The 18,643-nt window shown below is 45.6% G+C and carries 17 protein-coding genes; 10 read left to right on the top strand and 7 right to left on the bottom strand.

Annotated features, from left to right (window positions below; translation table 11 throughout):
* Positions 1 to 13 precede the first annotated feature (13 nt).
* Positions 14 to 721 (top strand): EcsC family protein, encoded by a 708-nt coding sequence (locus V6D42_RS09485; protein WP_333513047.1) that lies wholly within the window; start codon positions 14 to 16, stop codon positions 719 to 721.
* A gap of 16 nt (positions 722 to 737) precedes the next feature.
* Here V6D42_RS09485 and V6D42_RS09480 read toward each other — a convergent pair whose 3' ends face one another.
* The 4 genes from V6D42_RS09480 to hmoB all read right to left on the bottom strand — a co-directional run bounded on the left by V6D42_RS09480 (position 738) and on the right by hmoB (position 4,337).
* Complete coding sequence (locus V6D42_RS09480; protein WP_333513046.1) at positions 738 to 1,928, bottom strand: M20 family metallopeptidase; 1,191 nt, start codon at positions 1,926 to 1,928, stop codon at positions 738 to 740.
* 72 nt (positions 1,929 to 2,000) lie between these two features.
* Entirely contained in the window at positions 2,001 to 3,392 is a 1,392-nt protein-coding gene (locus tag V6D42_RS09475; RefSeq protein WP_333513045.1) for a hypothetical protein, read from the bottom strand.
* 79 nt (positions 3,393 to 3,471) lie between these two features.
* On the bottom strand, positions 3,472 to 3,786 hold the full coding sequence (locus V6D42_RS09470) for a hypothetical protein (RefSeq protein WP_333513044.1): 315 nt from the start codon (positions 3,784 to 3,786) through the stop codon (positions 3,472 to 3,474).
* 50 nt (positions 3,787 to 3,836) lie between these two features.
* A complete protein-coding gene (gene hmoB, locus V6D42_RS09465) occupies positions 3,837 to 4,337 on the bottom strand; it encodes a heme-degrading oxygenase HmoB (protein WP_333513043.1) in 501 nt (166 codons plus the stop codon).
* Between the two features lie 121 nt (positions 4,338 to 4,458).
* Here hmoB and V6D42_RS09460 point away from each other — a divergent pair, with 121 nt between their 5' ends.
* The 6 genes from V6D42_RS09460 (at position 4,459) to V6D42_RS09435 (ending at position 13,344) form a co-directional block, all read left to right on the top strand.
* Complete coding sequence (locus V6D42_RS09460; RefSeq protein WP_333513042.1) at positions 4,459 to 6,603, top strand: transglycosylase domain-containing protein; 2,145 nt, start codon at positions 4,459 to 4,461, stop codon at positions 6,601 to 6,603.
* 120 nt (positions 6,604 to 6,723) lie between these two features.
* A complete protein-coding gene (gene hemE, locus V6D42_RS09455) occupies positions 6,724 to 7,785 on the top strand; it encodes a uroporphyrinogen decarboxylase (protein WP_333513041.1) in 1,062 nt (353 codons plus the stop codon).
* A 74-nt stretch (positions 7,786 to 7,859) separates the two neighbouring features.
* On the top strand, positions 7,860 to 8,792 hold the full coding sequence (gene hemH, locus V6D42_RS09450; protein WP_333513040.1) for a ferrochelatase: 933 nt from the start codon (positions 7,860 to 7,862) through the stop codon (positions 8,790 to 8,792).
* 14 nt (positions 8,793 to 8,806) lie between these two features.
* Positions 8,807 to 10,219 carry a protoporphyrinogen oxidase gene (gene hemY, locus V6D42_RS09445; protein WP_333513039.1) on the top strand — a complete coding sequence of 471 codons (1,413 nt, stop codon included), beginning with the start codon at positions 8,807 to 8,809 and terminating at the stop codon, positions 10,217 to 10,219.
* A 151-nt stretch (positions 10,220 to 10,370) separates the two neighbouring features.
* Entirely contained in the window at positions 10,371 to 10,946 is a 576-nt protein-coding gene (locus V6D42_RS09440; protein ID WP_229147708.1) for a TetR/AcrR family transcriptional regulator, read from the top strand.
* 70 nt (positions 10,947 to 11,016) lie between these two features.
* Positions 11,017 to 13,344 (top strand): YhgE/Pip domain-containing protein, encoded by a 2,328-nt coding sequence (locus V6D42_RS09435; protein WP_333513038.1) that lies wholly within the window; start codon positions 11,017 to 11,019, stop codon positions 13,342 to 13,344.
* A gap of 38 nt (positions 13,345 to 13,382) precedes the next feature.
* On the opposite strand, the gene fabHB is transcribed toward V6D42_RS09435, so the two are convergent.
* The gene (gene fabHB, locus V6D42_RS09430) at positions 13,383 to 14,363 is read right to left on the bottom strand and encodes a beta-ketoacyl-ACP synthase III FabHB (protein ID WP_333513037.1); all 981 of its coding nucleotides are present in this window, start codon (positions 14,361 to 14,363) and stop codon (positions 13,383 to 13,385) included.
* A 120-nt stretch (positions 14,364 to 14,483) separates the two neighbouring features.
* Between fabHB and V6D42_RS09425 the strand changes: the two genes are divergently transcribed.
* Positions 14,484 to 15,260: a YhfC family intramembrane metalloprotease gene (locus V6D42_RS09425; RefSeq protein ID WP_333513036.1), complete on the top strand. Its 777-nt coding sequence runs from the start codon at positions 14,484 to 14,486 to the stop codon at positions 15,258 to 15,260.
* Between the two features lie 84 nt (positions 15,261 to 15,344).
* Here the strand turns inward: V6D42_RS09425 and V6D42_RS20335 are convergent, their stop codons facing one another.
* Positions 15,345 to 15,566 (bottom strand): hypothetical protein, encoded by a 222-nt coding sequence (locus tag V6D42_RS20335; RefSeq protein ID WP_442893202.1) that lies wholly within the window; start codon positions 15,564 to 15,566, stop codon positions 15,345 to 15,347.
* Positions 15,567 to 15,703: 137 nt separating this feature from the next.
* Between V6D42_RS20335 and V6D42_RS09415 the strand changes: the two genes are divergently transcribed.
* Both V6D42_RS09415 and V6D42_RS09410 read left to right on the top strand, forming a co-directional pair.
* Positions 15,704 to 16,744, top strand: a complete 1,041-nt coding sequence (locus V6D42_RS09415; protein ID WP_333513034.1) for a M42 family metallopeptidase — start codon at positions 15,704 to 15,706, stop codon at positions 16,742 to 16,744.
* Positions 16,745 to 16,762: 18 nt separating this feature from the next.
* Complete coding sequence (locus V6D42_RS09410; RefSeq protein WP_333513033.1) at positions 16,763 to 17,170, top strand: ASCH domain-containing protein; 408 nt, start codon at positions 16,763 to 16,765, stop codon at positions 17,168 to 17,170.
* 41 nt (positions 17,171 to 17,211) lie between these two features.
* Here the strand turns inward: V6D42_RS09410 and gltT are convergent, their stop codons facing one another.
* The gene (gene gltT / locus V6D42_RS09405; RefSeq protein WP_333513032.1) at positions 17,212 to 18,501 is read right to left on the bottom strand and encodes a glutamate/proton symporter GltT; all 1,290 of its coding nucleotides are present in this window, start codon (positions 18,499 to 18,501) and stop codon (positions 17,212 to 17,214) included.
* Between the last annotated feature and the right edge of the window lie 142 nt (positions 18,502 to 18,643).

The following is an 18,643-nucleotide window of genomic DNA, read 5'->3' as shown; positions in this document are numbered from 1 at the left end:
AGGGGTAGGTCAAATGAGCGAGAATCTGCTGATGCAGGAAGCTCTTCAATGGAAAATGCATTTTTTGCGAAAGGATTCCATGTTTGAACGCTTCTCAAAGCGTGTGCAAACAAAGGTGAATGAACGGATACCTGAAAAAATTCATGCAGCAGTAACTGAAAGCGTGAAAAAAATGGTGGAAGCCACGATGGCGGGATCTAATATCATTACCTATAAGAAGGATACAAGCACACTATCACTCAGTGAAAAAAACGAGCTTGCCAAAAAAACGATCGCTTCTTATCAGAAAGTGGCGGCTGCTGAAGGAGTCGGCACCGGGGCGGGCGGCATCTTTTTAGGTATTGCCGATTTCCCGCTGCTGCTTTCCATTAAGATGAAATGTTTATTCACTTTGTCCTCGATATACGGCTTTGATGTGAAGAATGCAGAAGAAAGGATGTTTTTGCTGCTTGTATTTCAGCTTGCTTTTTCAAGTGATGACTGCCGCAAATCACTTTTTTCTGTCATAGAAAACTGGGAGACGGAGAAAAAGGATATTGACTGGAGGGTGTTTCAGCAGGAGTATCGCGATTATATAGATGTCGTCAAGCTTTTTCAGCTTTTACCAGGGGTAGGGGCCGCAGTCGGCGGAATTGCCAATTATAACCTGCTTGCTCAGCTTGGAGATACAGCAAGACACGTTTTTCATCTGAGAATATTAAAGGAAACAGCCGGAGAGTAAAACTCCGGCTGTTTTTTTATGATAAATGATAAGTGATTGCAGCCCCTGCAAGCACTTTGGCAGCAGTCAGCATTGCTTTTTCATTGATATCAAATTTCGGATGGTGGTGGGAATAGATACGCTCAGGCTGTTCAGGAGCGGCTCCGGTAAAGAAAAAGGTTCCTTTGACATGCTGTAAGTAATAAGAAAAATCTTCGCCGCCCATTTGCGGTTCACCTTGAAGAACCTGATGAACGCCGTCTGTGTTTTTTGCAACGTTTACCAGATGGTCGGTCTCCGCGGGGTGATTGACTACCGCTGGGTATCCGCGTTCGTAGTTGTAGTCATAGGAAGCGCCGTGCATGCTGCACACTCCTTTTACAACGGCTTCGATTTCTTTTTCCAGAATGTCGCGGACATTGTCATCAAACGAACGGGCTGTGCCAATGAGTGTTGCATGGTCTGCAATCACATTAAAGGGATTATCAGCCATAAAAGAGCCTGTCGATATGACGGCGGAGTGAATCGGATTGACTTTGCGGCTGACAATATGCTGCAGCGAGGAAACGATTTGCGAGCCGATCAGGACGGCGTCTTTTGTATCATGGGGGTGAGCGCCATGGCCGCCCTTTCCGTGAATGCTGATTGTAAATCTGTCAGCTGCGGCCATTACGGCGCCGGAGCGGCAGAGAATGGTTCCAATCGGCTCAGTCGCCCAAAGATGGGTACCGAATATGACGTCTGCGTTTTCAAGACAGCCGTCCTCAATCATCGGTTTTGCACCTCCTGGCGCGTACTCTTCAGCGTGCTGGTGGATCATAATAAACGTTCCTTTGAGATCATGCCTGTTCTGATAAAGCACCTTTCCGACGGCAAGCAGAGCCGCTGTATGGCCGTCGTGGCCGCATGCGTGCATGACACCGGGCACTTTGGAAGCGTAAGGAACATCTTTTTCATCCTGGATGGGAAGGGCGTCAAAATCGGCCCGCAATGCGACAGCAGGACCAGGTTCGCTGCCTTCAATATAAGCCAGAACCCCATTGCCGCCGACTTTGGTGCGGATCGGGACTCCTAACGATTCGTAATAGGAAGCAATAAAAGCGGCCGTTTTTTCTTCCTGATTGGAAAGTTCAGGGTACATATGGAAATGGCGCCTGATTTCCACCATTTCATTGAAACAGCTGTCGAGCTGTTTGTTTATCTCTTTTTGCAGCGTGTTGATGGACAAAGCCGCTTCCCCCTTTTCTAAGCTTTTCCATGATTGTATAGAAAAAGTCTGAATATTTCAACTGGTTGTGTTTCAAAGCATGATCATCGCTGCAGTGGTTGTCACCGAAAGCCCGATGACTACGGGGAGGAAGTTCTTTCTGGCAAGCTCGAATGGATCGACCTTGCAAATGGCTGCAGCGGGAATGAGCGCCCATGGAATAAGCGTACCGCCGCCCACCCAGATGGCTGATATTTGCCCGAGTGCAGTCAGGACGGCTGGATCAGCATGAAGAGCAGATGAAAAAAGCTTGGCGATGGAGCCGGCGAGGGAAATGCCTGAAAATCCTGAACCGTCGAGCCCGGTTACGGCTCCAGCGGCAGTCAAAGCTGCGGCCGCAAGCTCTTTGGACATAGGCATCGCGTGGGATAGGGCGATGCCGAGATCATTGACAATGCCGTGTGAATGTTTAGGAAGTTCAGTACCCAATATGCTCTCATAGCCGGAATCACCAAGATAAAAGAAAGCGGCAATCGGGATAACGGGGCCGAAAACCTTAAAGCCGAATTGAAACCCCTCGATAAAATATCCAGTAATTTTTTCAAGCCCTTTCTGTTTATACACAAGGAAATGGACGATCAGCAGGATGCAAATGGATGATCCGCCAATTAACGCGGTTGCATCATTTCCTTGAAGGTTGAATATGACCATACAGGCGATATCAGCTGCAAATACAAGAGGAATCAAAAGAGCCAGCAAAGACCGAAGACGTTTCGGCAAATACATTGAAGTGTCATGTTCAGCTGACATCATCGGGGAAAAAGAAGCGGGCCGCATTTGTTTTTTGCGTTCACGCTGAATCAAAAAGAAAGCGGCAGTTGTTGTAGTCACGCCCATAATCAGAACGAGCGGAATGCTTGCTGAGACGACATCACCGACAGGGATGCCTGCTGCATCAGCTGTCAGTTTTGGCGCTGCTTGAATGACAAAGTCTCCAGAAAGGGCAAAGCCGTGCCCGAATAAATTCATTGCCATGGCGGCAGCGATAGGCGGCAGGCCGGCACGGGCGGCTGCCGGAAGCAGAACGGCGCCGATTAAAGCGACACCCGGCGAAGGCCAGAAGAAAAGAGAGATGGCAAACATCAGTCCGCCTATCAGCCAGTATGCCATCACAGGTCCTTTAACTAGTCGGACAAAGGGAGAAATCATCGCTTCATTTATCCCTGTTTTCGTTAACACATCACTCATAGATACGATAAAACAGATAATGAAAATCGTAGGCAGCAGCTCAGATGCCGCGTAGATGAAGCTGTGGAATAAACTGCTGACCGAAGCTGAAAGCGAATGGCTGGCCCATAACGAAATGATGAAAATCCCAAACAACGATATAAAGGTTGTATCTTTTCGCAGCAGCATAAAAAGAATGATTGCTCCAATAAAAAACACATAAAGAACATGAACAGACATAATCCCGATTTCCATCATTGATCACTCCTTCCGCTTCCTACAGATTATTCATAGGCGGGCGGAAGGTGCTGGGACAGAAGGTATCCGATAGCAGATATTACTTCAGATCAACATTGATATGTTTTAGCTGCTCGACCAACTCATGCTTCAATCCCTTTTTAGCCTGCTGCTGATGCTGTGGGTAGCATTCGGGTGAAAAAATAACGGCACCGGCAGCAAGCCAGTTTTTTCGGTAGGCGATTATGCTTTCCGAAGGTTCTAAATAAGAGCCGTCCTCACTCGTCATTTCAAAATCGTCGAATTCGAATTGGAAGCCGCAGCACGAGCAGATTTCATAGGAGTGATTCCCTCGGTCATCATATGCCGGTTCTGTCAGCCCTTTAAACCCGCAGACTGGGCAAATATATTTCATCTCACTTCCCTCCCTTTCGCCATAAAAAAAACTGCCGGACATTCCGGCAGCTATTCGACAGCAACATATGTGGTGACATACGAAGGCCGGGAGAAGATGGACGTTGTGTCAACTCCGGCAGACGTGCCGCGTTTTTTGTGGGCTTCTTTGTATGAGCCTGACTGCTGCCAGTCTTGGAAGGCTCTTTCTGTTTCCCACAAGGTGAGAATGACGTACGTATCGCTGTCAAGGGGACGCAGGACACGGATGGCTTCAAAACCGGGCTCGTTTTCGACTTTTCCCGCTCTGTTTTTAAATCTGTTTTCAAACAGCGGCCGCCCTTCCTGTGTGACGGCTATATTGTTCAATACTGCGAAACCGGGATGCTTCATGTCTCCGACTTGGTCAATGACTTCATAAGAATGGGGGGACTGAAAAACCGTTTCTCCGTTTGTTTCGTGAATTAAAATCGCATTTTCCTGTCCCTGCATCAAAAGCATACTTTCCGAGGAATGTTTTTGCACGATGGTTTTTAAAAAATCGGCTGTCCCATATGTAATATATACCTTCATATCAGCCACCTCCTGCTTGCTAGTATATCAAAACAATGGTATAAGTTTCTATTGGCGACTGCTTCAAACATAAATCAAAACAATTTTTCCCATACTACCTTTAGAAAGGCGAGGTGAGTTCATGTTTAAGATAAAGAAAAAGAAACTTTTCATTCCCATCATTATTTTAGTGTTAACTGCTTTTCTCGCATTAATAGGATATATTTCAATCATTTTTCTCGGTCATTATGTCATAGATGAAAAGAAGCTGGTCCTTCACGCATCTTCAAAAATTGTTGACCAAAACGGGGATGAGGTCGCAAGTCTGTATACAGAAAATCGTGAACCGGTCTCCATTAATGAAATTCCGAAAGAGGTTAGAGAAGCGTTTATCGCAGTGGAAGATAAGAGGTTTTACGAACACCACGGTATCGATGTGAAATCTGTTGGAAGAGCGGTGTACCGCGATATATTAGCAGGAGGAAAAGTAGAAGGCGGGAGCACGATCACCCAGCAGCTTGCCAAAAATATTTTTCTGACACATGACAAAACGTTTTTAAGAAAAACGAAAGAAGTGATCATAGCGATCAACCTTGAACGGGACTACAGCAAGGACAAGCTGCTGGAAATGTATCTGAACCAGCTATACTTCGGACACGGGGTTTATGGCATTCAAGCTGCGTCCCACTATTATTTTAATAAGGAAGTTAAAGATTTAACCGTATCCGAAGGCGCGGTCTTGGCTGCTATTCCGAAGGCGCCTTCTACGTATTCTCCTGTTTTGCATCCTGATAAAAGTAAGGAGCGGCGGGATACGATTCTCGGCATGATGAATGACCAGGGCTATATCAGTGCGAAAGAGGCTGTCAGTGCGCAGGGGAGGACGCTCGGGCTGAACGTGAAGAAACAGTCAAAAACACCTTGGTTTGACAGCTATATTGACCTCGTGATCGAAGAAGCGGAGGATAAGTATTCCATTTCCGGAGAGCAGCTGCTTCAAGGCGGGTACACGATTAAGGTGCCGCTTGATTCAAAACTGCAAAAAACGGCTTATCAAGTCATGAAGGAAGGCAGCTATTATCCCGGAACAGATCAAGATGCAGAAGGAAGCGCAGTTTTTATCAACAATAAAACGGGCGGTGTGGAAGCAGCGATCGGCGGAAGAGATTACACGGCTAAAGGATATAATCGTGTGACAGCTGTGCGCCAGCCGGGGTCAACGTTTAAGCCGCTGGCTGTATACGGACCGGCGATGCAGGAAAAGAAATTTAAGCCGTACTCTCTGTTAAAGGATGAATTACAATCCTACGGAGACTATACACCCAAAAACTATGACGGGCGTTATGAAGGGGAAGTCACGATGTCGGATGCCATCACTTACAGCAAAAACGCGCCTGCAGTGTGGACGCTGAATGAGATCGGTGTGGAAACGGGAAAATCTTATTTAAAGTCAAACGGTATTGATATACCGGATGAGGGGCTTGCTCTAGCTCTCGGCGGTTTAGAAAAAGGCGTGTCGCCCCTCCAGCTTGCCGGCGCTTTTCATACGTTTGCCGCAAATGGAACATACACCGAGCCGTACTTTATTTCAAACATAACAGATGAGGACGGGGAAACAATAGCCGATCATAAAGAAGAAGGAAAACGAGTATTCAGCAAACAGACGTCTTGGAACATGACAAGAATGCTTCAGCAGGTGGTTAAGAAGGGAACGGCAACGTCCGGCACCTATCACGGCGAACTTGCCGGGAAAACCGGTTCTACCTCATATACTGGCGTTTCCGGCGCCACAAAGGATGCCTGGTTTGCAGGCTATACGCCGAACATAACGGGTGCTGTCTGGATGGGCTATGACAAAACAGATCACAACCATTACTTAAAAGGCGGAAGCGCATATCCAACCAGAATGTTTAAGGATATTTTGACACAGGCTGGCGAAACGGGTTCTGCGTTTACGAAGCCTAAAAAAGTAAAAGAACTTGAAAGCCCTATTGAGCTTGAACCTGTCAAAACGCTAACGGCTGACTATACATTTAGGGCAGCGGGGCTGTTTACGATTGAATTAAAATGGGATGCGCAAGAGGATGATCGGGCAGTATACAGAATTTATGTAAATAAGGACGGCAAGGATACGCTTCTTGATTCTGTTGAAGGAAAGGGAAGCTATGAGATCCCATATGCCAATTTGTTTTCGGGTGCTTCCTATAAAGTGGTGCCTTATAATACACAGACAAAAAAAGAAGGAGAAGGAACCGATTACGTTCAGCCGAAGTTGTTTTCCTCTTAATGGAATTCGGCGATTTTTTGAACTTTGGGCCGGATTTCTATACCATTTGCCCAAAACGAGGTATAGTGTAATGGTCAAGGAACACGAACGTATGGTTGCAGTATGAAAGGTGGAAATCAAATGAGGAAACGAGAAACGTTTAACGAGACGTTTTTAAAAGCTGCGCGGGGAGAAAAAGCGGATCACACGCCTGTTTGGTACATGAGACAAGCCGGGCGCTCACAGCCGGAGTACCGTAAGCTGAAGGAAAAATACGGATTGTTCGAAATTACACATCAGCCCGAATTGTGTGCGTACGTCACAAGGCTGCCGGTCGAGCAATACGGAGTCGATGCTGCAATCCTTTATAAAGATATTATGACGCCGCTTCCGTCGATCGGTGTGGATGTTGAAATTAAAAATGGAATCGGGCCGGTGATTGATCAGCCGATTCGTTCTCTGCAGGACATTGAAAAGCTCGGAAAGCTTGAGCCGGAAGAGGACGTGCCGTACGTGCTCGAAACGATCAAACTGCTTGTCAATGAACAGCTTGACGTCCCGCTCATCGGTTTCTCTGGTGCGCCTTTTACGCTTGCCAGCTATATGATCGAAGGCGGGCCTTCGAAAAACTACAATAAAACAAAAGCCTTTATGTACAGCATGCCGGATGCCTGGAACCTGCTGATGACAAAGCTTGCCGACATGATTATCGTGTATGCGAAAGCGCAAATTAAGGCGGGCGCAAAAGCCATTCAAATCTTTGATTCATGGGTTGGCGCGCTGAATCAAGCGGATTACAGAACGTACATCAAACCGGTGATGAACCGGATTTTTTCTGAGCTGGCGTCCGAAAATGTGCCGCTTATCATGTTTGGTGTAGGTGCCAGCCATTTAGCAACGGATTGGCATGACCTGCCTCTCGATGTCGTCGGGCTCGATTGGAGACTTAGCATTGATGAAGCCAGATCAAAAGGTATCACCAAAACAGTGCAAGGCAACCTGGACCCGTCCATTTTGCTTGCTCCGTGGGAAGTGATCGAGAAGAGAACAAAAGAAATTCTTGATCAAGGCTTACAATCGGATAGCTTCATTTTTAACCTCGGACACGGCGTATTTCCTGATGTCAGTCCGGAAGTGCTGAAAAAGCTGACTGCATTTGTACATGAATATTCTCAATCAAAGAAAATAGGCCTATACTCCTGAGCATATTTTTTGGTATCAGGATAAAAGCCTGTCAAAATTGTTTTGTGATAGATCATCTAAAGAGGGTGTAAACAGTGGGTAAAAAGAAAATGGGGCTTCTCATTATGGCGTACGGCACGCCTTACAAAGAAGAAGATATAGAGCGTTATTATACACATATCAGAAGAGGCAGAAAGCCTGAGCCTGAAATGCTTCAGGATCTGAAAGACAGATATGAAGCAATCGGGGGCATTTCGCCGCTTGCCAAAATCACAGAGGAACAGGCTTATAAACTTGAACAGCACTTAAACGAGATTCAGGATGAGATTACGTTTAAAGCGTATATCGGGCTGAAGCATATCGAGCCGTTTATTGAAGACGCTGTGGCAGAGATGCATAAGGACGGCATTACAGGGGCGGTCAGCCTTGTGTTGGCACCGCACTTCTCCACATTCAGCGTGCAGTCCTACAACAAACGTGCGAAAGAAGAGGCTGAAAAACTCGGCGGGTTAACTATTACGTCTGTTGAAAGCTGGTACGATGAGCCGAAGTTTGTGAAATATTGGGTTGACCAAGTGAAGGACACGTATGCGTCAATGCCGAAGGAAGAAAGAGAAAACGCGATGCTCATTGTTTCCGCGCACAGCCTCCCGGAAAAAATTAAAGAGTACGGAGACCCGTACCCGGATCAGCTTCATGAATCCGCGAAGTTGATCGCTGAAGGAGCAGGCGTATCTGAATACGCTGTCGGCTGGCAAAGTGAAGGCAACACGCCTGATCCGTGGCTTGGACCTGACGTGCAAGATCTGACACGTGATTTATTTGAACAAAAAGGCTATCAAGCATTTGTATATGTGCCAGTCGGATTTGTCGCGGACCATTTAGAAGTGCTTTATGACAACGATTATGAGTGCAAAGTGGTGACTGACGATATCGGCGCCAGCTATTACCGGCCGGAAATGCCGAACGCTAAACCGGCATTTATTGATGCTTTAGCAACAGTCGTTATGAAAAAATTAGGACGTTAAAGAAGGCGATGAACATGAGTGACGGCAAAAAGCATGTAGTCATCATCGGCGGCGGCATTACCGGTTTAGCCGCCGCTTTCTACATGGAAAAAGAAATCAGAGACAAAAATTTGCCGCTTGAGCTGACGCTTATTGAGGCAAGTCCGAGAGTAGGCGGAAAAATCCAGACAGTCAAGAAGGAAGGCTATATCATCGAAAGAGGGCCTGATTCATTCCTGGAACGAAAAAAAAGCGCTCCGCAGCTTGTCAAAGACTTAGGTCTTGACCATCTGCTTGTGAACAATGCGACTGGACAATCCTACGTGCTTGTCAACCGCACTTTGCATCCGATGCCGAAGGGAGCTGTAATGGGAATACCAACCAAAATCGCGCCGTTCGTGTCAACGGGGCTGTTTTCTCTGTCAGGGAAGGCGAGAGCTGCAATGGATTTCATCCTGCCCGCAAGTAAATCAAAAGAGGATCAGTCACTGGGTGAATTTTTCCGCAGACGTGTCGGGGATGAAGTTGTCGAGAATTTAATCGAGCCGCTTTTATCAGGCATCTATGCAGGTGATATCGACAAACTCAGCCTGATGTCAACATTCCCGCAATTCTATCAGACGGAACAAAAGCACAGAAGCCTGATCCTGGGGATGAAAAAAACAAGACCTCAAGGCTCCGGCCAGCAGCTGACAGCCAAAAAACAAGGGCAGTTTCAGACGCTGACAACAGGCCTGCAGACGCTTGTCGAAGAGATTGAAAATCAACTAAAGCTGACAAAGGTATACAAAGGTACAAAGGTTACCAACATTAGCCGAGAGGGCACGGGCTACTCGCTTGATCTTGATAACGGCGGATCCCTTGATGCCGAATCAGTGATTGTAACAGCACCGCATAAAGCTGCCGCGGGAATGCTTTCCGATTTGCCGGCTGTTGCAAATCTGAAAAACATGCATTCCACATCTGTGGCGAATGTTGCCTTAGGCTTTCCGGAAGGTACCGTCCAGATGGAGCATGAGGGCACGGGCTTTGTCATTTCAAGAAACAGTGATTTCGCAATCACAGCTTGTACGTGGACGAACAAAAAATGGCCGCACGCAGCGCCGAAAGGCAAAACACTGCTTCGGGCATATGTTGGAAAGGCAGGAGACGAATCCATCGTCGACCTCTCAGATAACGACATTATCAACATTGTACTGGAAGACTTAAAGAAAGTAATGAAAATCAACGGCGAGCCGGAAATGACATGTGTCACACGCTGGCATGAAAGCATGCCTCAATACCATGTCGGCCATAAACGGCGTATCAATGAGCTCCGAGAAGCGCTGGCTTCCTCCTATCCTGGTGTGTACATGACTGGTGCATCCTTCGAGGGTGTTGGAATTCCGGACTGTATCGATCAAGGTAAAGCAGCTGTGTCAGACGCGCTGAAATATTTATTCGACTAAAAACCTCCGTACCGGGTACGGAGGTTTTTTTTGTGTCTAGATGATGGCAATATTGTGTAAAAAATGTTTGAATTGTTCAGCATGGTATGATACATTTGCATATGTACTTATTGACTAAAATGTTCAAATGGTCAGTTTTGAGGTGATATAAATGTCAATAGATCGAAAAAAGCTCATTTTGGAGGCTGCCACAAAGTCTTTCACACAGTTTGGCTATAAAGCGACGACAATGGATTTGGTGGCGAAGCTTGCAAACGTGGGAAAAGGAACCATCTATACGTTTTTCAAAAATAAAGAAGAGCTGTTTGACGATATTTTCTCTACGTTATTGAGAGAAATGAAGCAAAAAGCAGACGAAGCGATGGAGCCTGATCTCCCGTTCCATGAAAATGTCCACAGGGCGCTGTTTGCCATTCTGGAATTCAGGAAAACACATCAGCTGACGATTAAAATTTTTCAAGAAAATGCTGAGATTGGTACAATGGCAGTTCAGGACGTGATTCAGAAAATGGAGCGTTCCATTCTTTCTTATATTAAAAATAAGATAGAAGAGGGTGTCGAAAACGGAGATATCAAGCCATGTGATCCTGAGCTGACAGCTTTTGTCATGTTGAAGCTTTATATCGCGCTCATTTTTGATTGGGAAAAACAGCATCCACCGCTTGATAAAGAAACGATTGCGGAACTGCTTGAATTGTATGTTGTCAAAGGATTGTCAGCCAACTAGATAATCCTTTCTCTTTACAAGAAAATGACCATTTTTTATGATGAGTCAGTTTTAGAATGGAGGCATCAGGATGAACACAATACGAAGTCAATGGAAAGACATCGTAACGAGTAAAAAATTATTGATTCCCATCATCGCCATTTTGTTTGTCCCGCTTATTTACAGCGGTGTTTTCTTAAAGGCTTATTGGGACCCATACGGCACAGTTGACCAGCTGCCTGTCGTTGTTGTCAACCAAGACAAAGGAGCAATGTATGAAGGGGAAAAACTTCAAATCGGCGATGATCTGGTCAAAGAATTAAAGGATAATGACAACTTTGATTGGCATTTTTCAACTGATCTCGACCAATCGTTAAAGGACTTATTAAATCAAAAATACTATTTAGTAGTCGAGATTCCTGAGGATTTTTCTAAGAATGCCAGCACTGTATTGGACAAAAATCCGAAAAAGCTGGATCTGAAATATCATACGAATGCCGGTTCAAACTATGTAGGGGCAACGATCGGCGAAAAAGCGATTGATAAACTGAAAGCCTCTGTTTCAAAAGAAGTGACCGAGCAATATACGAAAGTGATTTTTGATAACTTTAAAGATATCGCAAAAGGTTTGAGCGACGCGAGCAGCGGCGCGAAAAAAATTGATGACGGCACAAAGGATGCGAAAAACGGAAGCGCCCAGCTGAAAGAAAATCTGGCGAAGCTGAAGGAAAGCACCGCTACCATCAGTGACAAAACAGCGCAGCTTGCAGATGGAGCGGCTCAGGTGACGAGCGGCATCCAATCGCTTGACAGCTCGCTCGGTAAATTCCAGGACAGCAGCAACCAGATTTATGATAAATCTGGTCAGCTTGCGGCAGGATCAGGCAAGATAACGGGCAAGCTAAATGAACTGAATGCCGGCCTTCAAAAGGTGCAGCAGGGCTTGCCTAATCTGACAAACGGGCTGGATCAGCTCAACAGTAAAGCGCAAGAAGAGTCGGAAAAAGCAGCAAAAGCGGAAAAACTCATAAATGCGCTCGATTTAACACAGCTTGAAACAGCTGTGAATAACCTGGAAAAGTCAGAAACTGCGATGAAGGAATTTAAAAAACAGCTGTCTGACTTCGAAAACAGCTTAAAAAACCGTGATCAGGCATTTAAAAATCTCATCAACTCCAGTGATTTCTTAACAGCGGAGCAAAAGAGCCAGCTGATCAATTCTGTTGAAAAGCAGCTTGCGCAAGTTGATGCGCCTGATTTTGAAGAAATTTTAAGTGGGCTTCCTGCAGCTGACCAGCTGCCTGACATCGCAACGATAAAAAGCTCATTGGAAGATGTGAAAGCGGAGGTTGCCCAGGTGAAGGCATTGCCGGAAGCTACCTCTAAGCTTTATAACGGCGCAAAAGCCACTCAAGACGCGATTGACAAATTAACTTCTGGATCTGAGAAAATATACAATGCGTCACAGCAGGTGACAGATGGCCAAAATAAATTAACAGCCGGTATCGGTGAATATAATAAGCAGTTCGCAAAAGCAAAAGCGGGCTCAGAGCAATTGGTAACAGGAAGCAGCCAAGTATCCGGCGGATTGTTTAAGCTGCTAGATGGTTCTAAACAGGTCCAAAGTGGATCTTCAAAACTTGCAGACGGATCTGCTTCACTTGATACAGGTTTAGGCAAGCTATTGGACGGCACAGGAGAGCTGTCTAGTAAGCTGAAGGATGCGGCTGATCAAACAGGGGATATCAGCGCTGATGATGAAACATACGGTATGTTTGCGGATCCGGTCAAAACCAATGACGACGCGATTCATTCGGTCCCTAACTACGGAACAGGGCTGACGCCTTATATCCTATCAATGGGCTTGTATGTCGGCGGCATTATGCTGACGGTCGTATTCCCGCTGAAAGAAGCATCGGGCCGTCCGAGAAACGGATTTGAGTGGTTCTTCAGTAAATTTAATGTCATGATGCTGGTAGGAATCATTCAATCACTTATTGTGGCGACAGTTCTTCTTCTCGGAATCGGTCTCGAGGTGGAGAGCACATGGAGATTTTACGTGTTTACGATCATTACGAGTCTCGCTTTCCTTGCAATGATTCAATTTTTGGCCACGACGATGGGCAATCCGGGGCGGTTTATTGCAGTCATTATTTTAGTGCTGCAGCTCGGGGCCAGCGGAGGAACCTTCCCGTTAGAATTGCTTCCACATTTCTATCAGGTGATCCATGGCGCGCTGCCAATGACCTACAGCATAAACGGGTTCAGAGCAGTGATTTCAAACGGAGATTTCGGCTACATGTGGCAGATGGCCGGTGTCTTAATCGGCATTGCTCTTGTCATGATCGCACTGAGCATTACCTACTTTACGATCTTAAGCCGGAAGGAAGACACTTCAGAAGAACAGCCGGCTTCCTAATGAAAAAGACCTTGTTTCTCAGGAAACAAGGTCTTTTTTTATTTAACATCCCATTTGACCAGAAGTCCCGTATACGTTAACCCTCCGCCGAAGCCGAAAAGCATCAGGGTTTGGTCTTTTTTCAGCTTTCCGGCTTTCACTGCCAGATCAAGGGCCAAAACAATAGAGACTGAGGATGTATTTCCATAGTATTCAACACTGGTGAGTGTTTGTTCAATCGGAAACGGTGTTTTTTCACAAATTGATTCGATCATGCGCAAGTTGGCGCTGTGAGGAACAAACCAATCAAGATCATCACGGCTGAGCCCTGCTTTGTGTAAAAGATGTTCAAATTCACGGGGAATGGTTCTTGCGGCCCACTTGTACACTTCGCGTCCGTTTTGGACCATTTTCCCGGAATCCGCAAGCGGCATGCCGTTGAGTTCGCTCCGCAGTCCTGCCCTGTACAAAATATCTGCGCCTTTTCCATATGTTCCTTGGACGGAGGCGAGGAATCCCGATGCCTCTTCATTTCGTTCAACCAATAGCGCGCCCGCAGCATCGCCGAACAGAACGCATGTCGTTCGATCTGTATAATCAGTCACTTTTGACAATGTTTCTCCGGCGATGACGAGAATTTTTTGATGAAGACCGGATGTGATCAATCCATTTGCCACATGGAGACCGTATGTCAGTCCTGCGCATGTCGCGTTGATATCTAACGCGCCTGTGTTCTCCCAGCCGAAATATTCCTGCACTCGGCATGCCGTACTCGGAAAGGCATAATCTGCTGTTGTTGTGGCGACGAGAATCATATCCACATCTTCAAGTGTTCCTTCGTAACGGCTCTCGAGATCTTTGACTGCTTCAATGCAGAGGTCTGAAGTGAACTGCTGCTCATCGGCAATCCGCCGTTCTCTCATTCCTGTGCGCTGAACAATCCATTCATCAGACGTATCTACGATTTTTTCCAGATCCGCATTGGTTAAACGCCGGCTAGGCGCATAGGTGCCGATTGCTGTAATGTTTGCTTTTGACATCATAACAACTCCTTTTATTATCAGATTATAACGCTAGATATTAGTATCTGGTACTAAAAAAGAGGGTTTTTGATAAAAAAAGAGAAACTGTCAATAGAAAACCAGAAAAGGAGGGGGAAAATGGTCAGTCAAGGAGCGATAGCCTCTATGATTATTTCAGGCACTATTGCGTTTTTGTTGCCGATCGGACTGATGATATGGTTTAGGCGAAAGTATCATGCTTCGCTTAAGGTGTTTTTTATTGGCGCTCTCACGTTTTTTGTCTTTGCTCAGCTGTTGGAGGGCGGCGTTCATGTTTATGTACTGCAAATGAATGAAACGACAAAAGAAGTGATGAAGCATCCAGTGTGGTATGCCATTTACGGATGCTTGATGGCCGGAATTTTTGAGGAATGCGGAAGGTATATCATGATGCGTTTCTTTATGAAGCGCCGACTTTCCTGGGCGGACGGTCTGGCCTTCGGAGCGGGCCACGGCGGTCTGGAGGCGATCCTAATAACCGGCTTGTCCAGCATTACGCTTATCGTGTACGCTTTTGCGATTAATAGCGGCACTTTTGAACAGCTTTTGATTCATCATGATGTGAAGAAGGCGCTTATGCCGATTCAGGCGCAGCTGCTGAATACACCTTCGTATGAATGGCTGCTCGGCGGAATTGAAAGAATCAGCGCCATCTCTGTCCAAATTGGTCTGTCACTGCTTGTGCTATATGCGGTTAAAAGCTGCCGGCCGCTGTTTTTGCTGTATTCGATACTCTTACACGGGCTGTTTAATGTACCGGCGGTTTTATACCAAAAAGGAGTGATAGAACATGCGGCGGCTGTTGAACTCATCGTTGCTGTGATAGCCGCGGCATCAGTGGTTTGGATTGTAAAGTCAAAAAGGCTGTTTCAATAAAAAATCCAAGCAGCAGTAACAGCCTGCTTGGAAAAATATGAATGAAATATTCGTTTAGGCATGGGGTATCAGAATATTTCTAATTCAGTCCTTAGCAATGACAGCAAGAGTGGCAGCGTTTTTTGCAAGAGCAAGTTCTTTTCTTTTTCTTCTTTTTCTCGCAAGGGTCATGGCATTCTTTCTCTTTCTTGCAAGGGTCATGGCATTCTTTCTTTTTCTTGCAATGGTCGTGGAAATCTTTATCGAACCACTCGTCAAAGAACCAAAAATCATCGAACCAATGGTGACAATGACATTTCTGTTCATGTGAATGACGACAGCACATAGATATCCCTCCTCTTCCCATGCTTACTACAGCATATGAAAGATTGATAGGAAAAGATTGGACGGGTCTATCAGGAAAAGAGTATATTTTAAATAGAAAATAAAAGGAGGAATGTCCGATGACGTCCGTTCGGAAAACGATGGAGCTGATTAAAGAACTTGTTTCTATCCCAAGTCCGACAGGGAATACATATGAGGTGATCAAATACGTTGAACACCTTTTAAAAGAATGGAAGGTCGAAACGGTTCTAAACCATAAGGGTGGTTTGATTGCCACACTTCCGGGCCGCGATACATCCCGTCACAGAATGCTGACGGCGCACGTTGACACCTTGGGCGCAATGGTGAAAGAAATTAAGGCAGACGGCCGGCTGAAAATTGATCTGATCGGCGGTTTCCGCTATAACTCGATTGAAGGGGAGTATTGCCAAATTGAAACGGCCTCGGGTAAAACGTATACGGGGACCATTTTAATGCACCAAACGTCTGTTCACGTGTACAAAGACGCGGGAAAAGCGGAGCGCAATCAAGAGAATATGGAAATTCGCCTGGATGAGCCTGTACACTGCCGTAAGGATACGGAAGAGCTTGGCATTGGCGTTGGGGATTTTGTTTCATTTGATCCCCGTGTCGAGATCACATCAAGCGGATTCATTAAATCACGCCATTTAGATGACAAAGCAAGCGTAGCCTTGTTGCTTCGCTTAATTCATCAAATTAAAACAGAAGACATTGAACTGCCGTATACGACTCATTTTCTGATTTCTAATAATGAAGAAATCGGATACGGCGGAAACTCCAATATTCCTGCTGAAACTGTTGAATACTTGGCGGTGGATATGGGCGCTATCGGTGACGGGCAGGCGACAGACGAATATTCGGTTTCGATTTGTGTGAAGGATTCGAGCGGTCCGTATCATTATCAGCTGAGAAAGCATTTGGTCGATTTAGCTGAAAAGCATCATATTGACTATAAGCTTGATATTTATCCGTATTACGGGTCGGACGCCTCAGCAGCGATCAAATCAGGTCACGATATCGTGCACGGCCTGATCGGGCCGGGAATTGACGCTTCGCACGCTTTTGAGCGCACGCATAAGTCTTCCCTCCGCCATACAGCGAAGCTTCTGTATTATTATGTGCAATCACCGATGGTATAAGAAAGAGGGAGGAAACGAATGAAAATCCATGAGCTGAAAAGCACTTTCGGCTGGGAAGGCGATGAAGGTCTTGGAGAACAGCTGATCCAGCAAATCCTTGCTGGAGAAAAAACGGCCACCTGCGCGCCAAAGTCGTTATATACAAATGATGAACTGAGTGATGTATATCAGACAGCGGGACAGCTTGTAACCGTTTATGATAAACATGATAACCCGAGATGCAATATAAAAGTGACAGATGTGTTTGAAACGACCTTTGGAGCGCCTGATATGAGGTTAGTCAAAGGCGAGGGCAACGGAGAGCGAATTGATGAATTTCAGGAGGATCATCGGAGAGCATGGGCGGAGCTGATCAAAAACGGCGAAATGCAGCTGAATGAGGAGACTGTTTTGATTACAGAGCTGTTTGAGCTAGTTCAAGATTAAAAAAAGCCTGCGGGGCGATAAGAACCCCGCAGGCTTTTTGATTAACCGGAAATGGTTGCGTTTTGGTCTGCTTTAGATTGGGTCATGACAGCTTCTGCTTTTGCAGGATTAAACATGCCTTCCCATTTAGACATGACAACGGCAGCAAGTGCGTTACCAGTCAGGTTTACAACTGTACGTGCCATGTCCATAATACGGTCTACACCGGCAATAAAGGCAAGTCCTTCTGCCGGAACACCGATCGTGCCCAGTGTTGCAAGCAAGACGACAAATGAAGTTCCTGGAACGGCAGCCATTCCTTTAGATGTCACCATCAAAACTAATACAAGCGTAATTTGGTGCCAAATCGTTAAATCAATGCCATATACCTGTGCCAAAAACAGCGCGGCAATAGACTGATAGAGAACGGAGCCGTCTAAGTTAAACGTATATCCAATCGGTATAACGAAAGATACAATACCTTTCGGACAGCCGATTTTCTCCATTTTTTCCATGATGCGCGGAAGAACGGTTTCAGAGCTGGACGTACTGAACGCCAATAAAATTTCGTCCTTCATATAAGCTAGGAATTTGAAGATGCTGATGCCGGCAAGTTTTCCGACAATCCCAAAAACGACGATTAAGAAGAAAGCAAGCGCGACATATACCAATCCAACAAGCTTTCCGAGAGATAGAAGAGAACCGAGTCCGAATTTAGAGACAGTAACTCCGATTAGAGCGAAAACCCCGAACGGCGCTACTTTCATCACAAGGTTTACCACATGGAACATCGAATGGGAAACGCCTTCAAAAAAGGCTAATACTGGCTTGCCTCTTTCACCGATCGCGGAAATTCCCAACGCAAATAGTACGGTAAAGAAGATGATGGCAAGAAGATCCCCTTCGACCAAGGATTGGAAGAAGTTTGTCGGCACAATGTGCAGGAATGTTTCTGCCACTGATTTATTGCTTTGTTCTTTTTCTGTTTCAACATATTGACTGATGTCTGTTTTTTGAGCTTCGTGTATATTAACTCCTGTACCCGGGTGGAAGATGTTTGCAAGGGCTAGTCCGAGAATGATGGCAAAGGTCGTAATAATCTCAAAGTACAGAATTGTTCTGAAGCCTAATTTACCAACTTGCTTTCCATTTCCGGCTCCGGCTACACCGATGATTAAACTGGAGACAACTATAGGAATCACTATCATTTTGATTAAGCGTAAAAAGAGATCCCCGATTGGCTGCAGATAAGTAGGCAGTGCTGGGTTGCCGTACCAAATAACGCCAACAATAACACCTAGAATAAGTCCAACGAATATTTGCGTGGCTAATCCAAACCTAATTCTTTTCATAGATTACCTCCCAAAAAACAAAGTATCAACATATATCATGAATAGACATATATTTAATCTCACTATTAGATCAAATTATAATAGATAAGAAATAGGTTCGTCTATAGTAAATTATATTTCGAAAATATAGAATATTCAAAAA

It is taken from the genome of Bacillus sp. 0909A (genome assembly GCF_036765115.1).
GTDB lineage: Bacteria > Bacillota > Bacilli > Bacillales > Bacillaceae > Bacillus > Bacillus mojavensis.
This window is presented reverse-complemented; position numbering and strand designations above follow the sequence as displayed.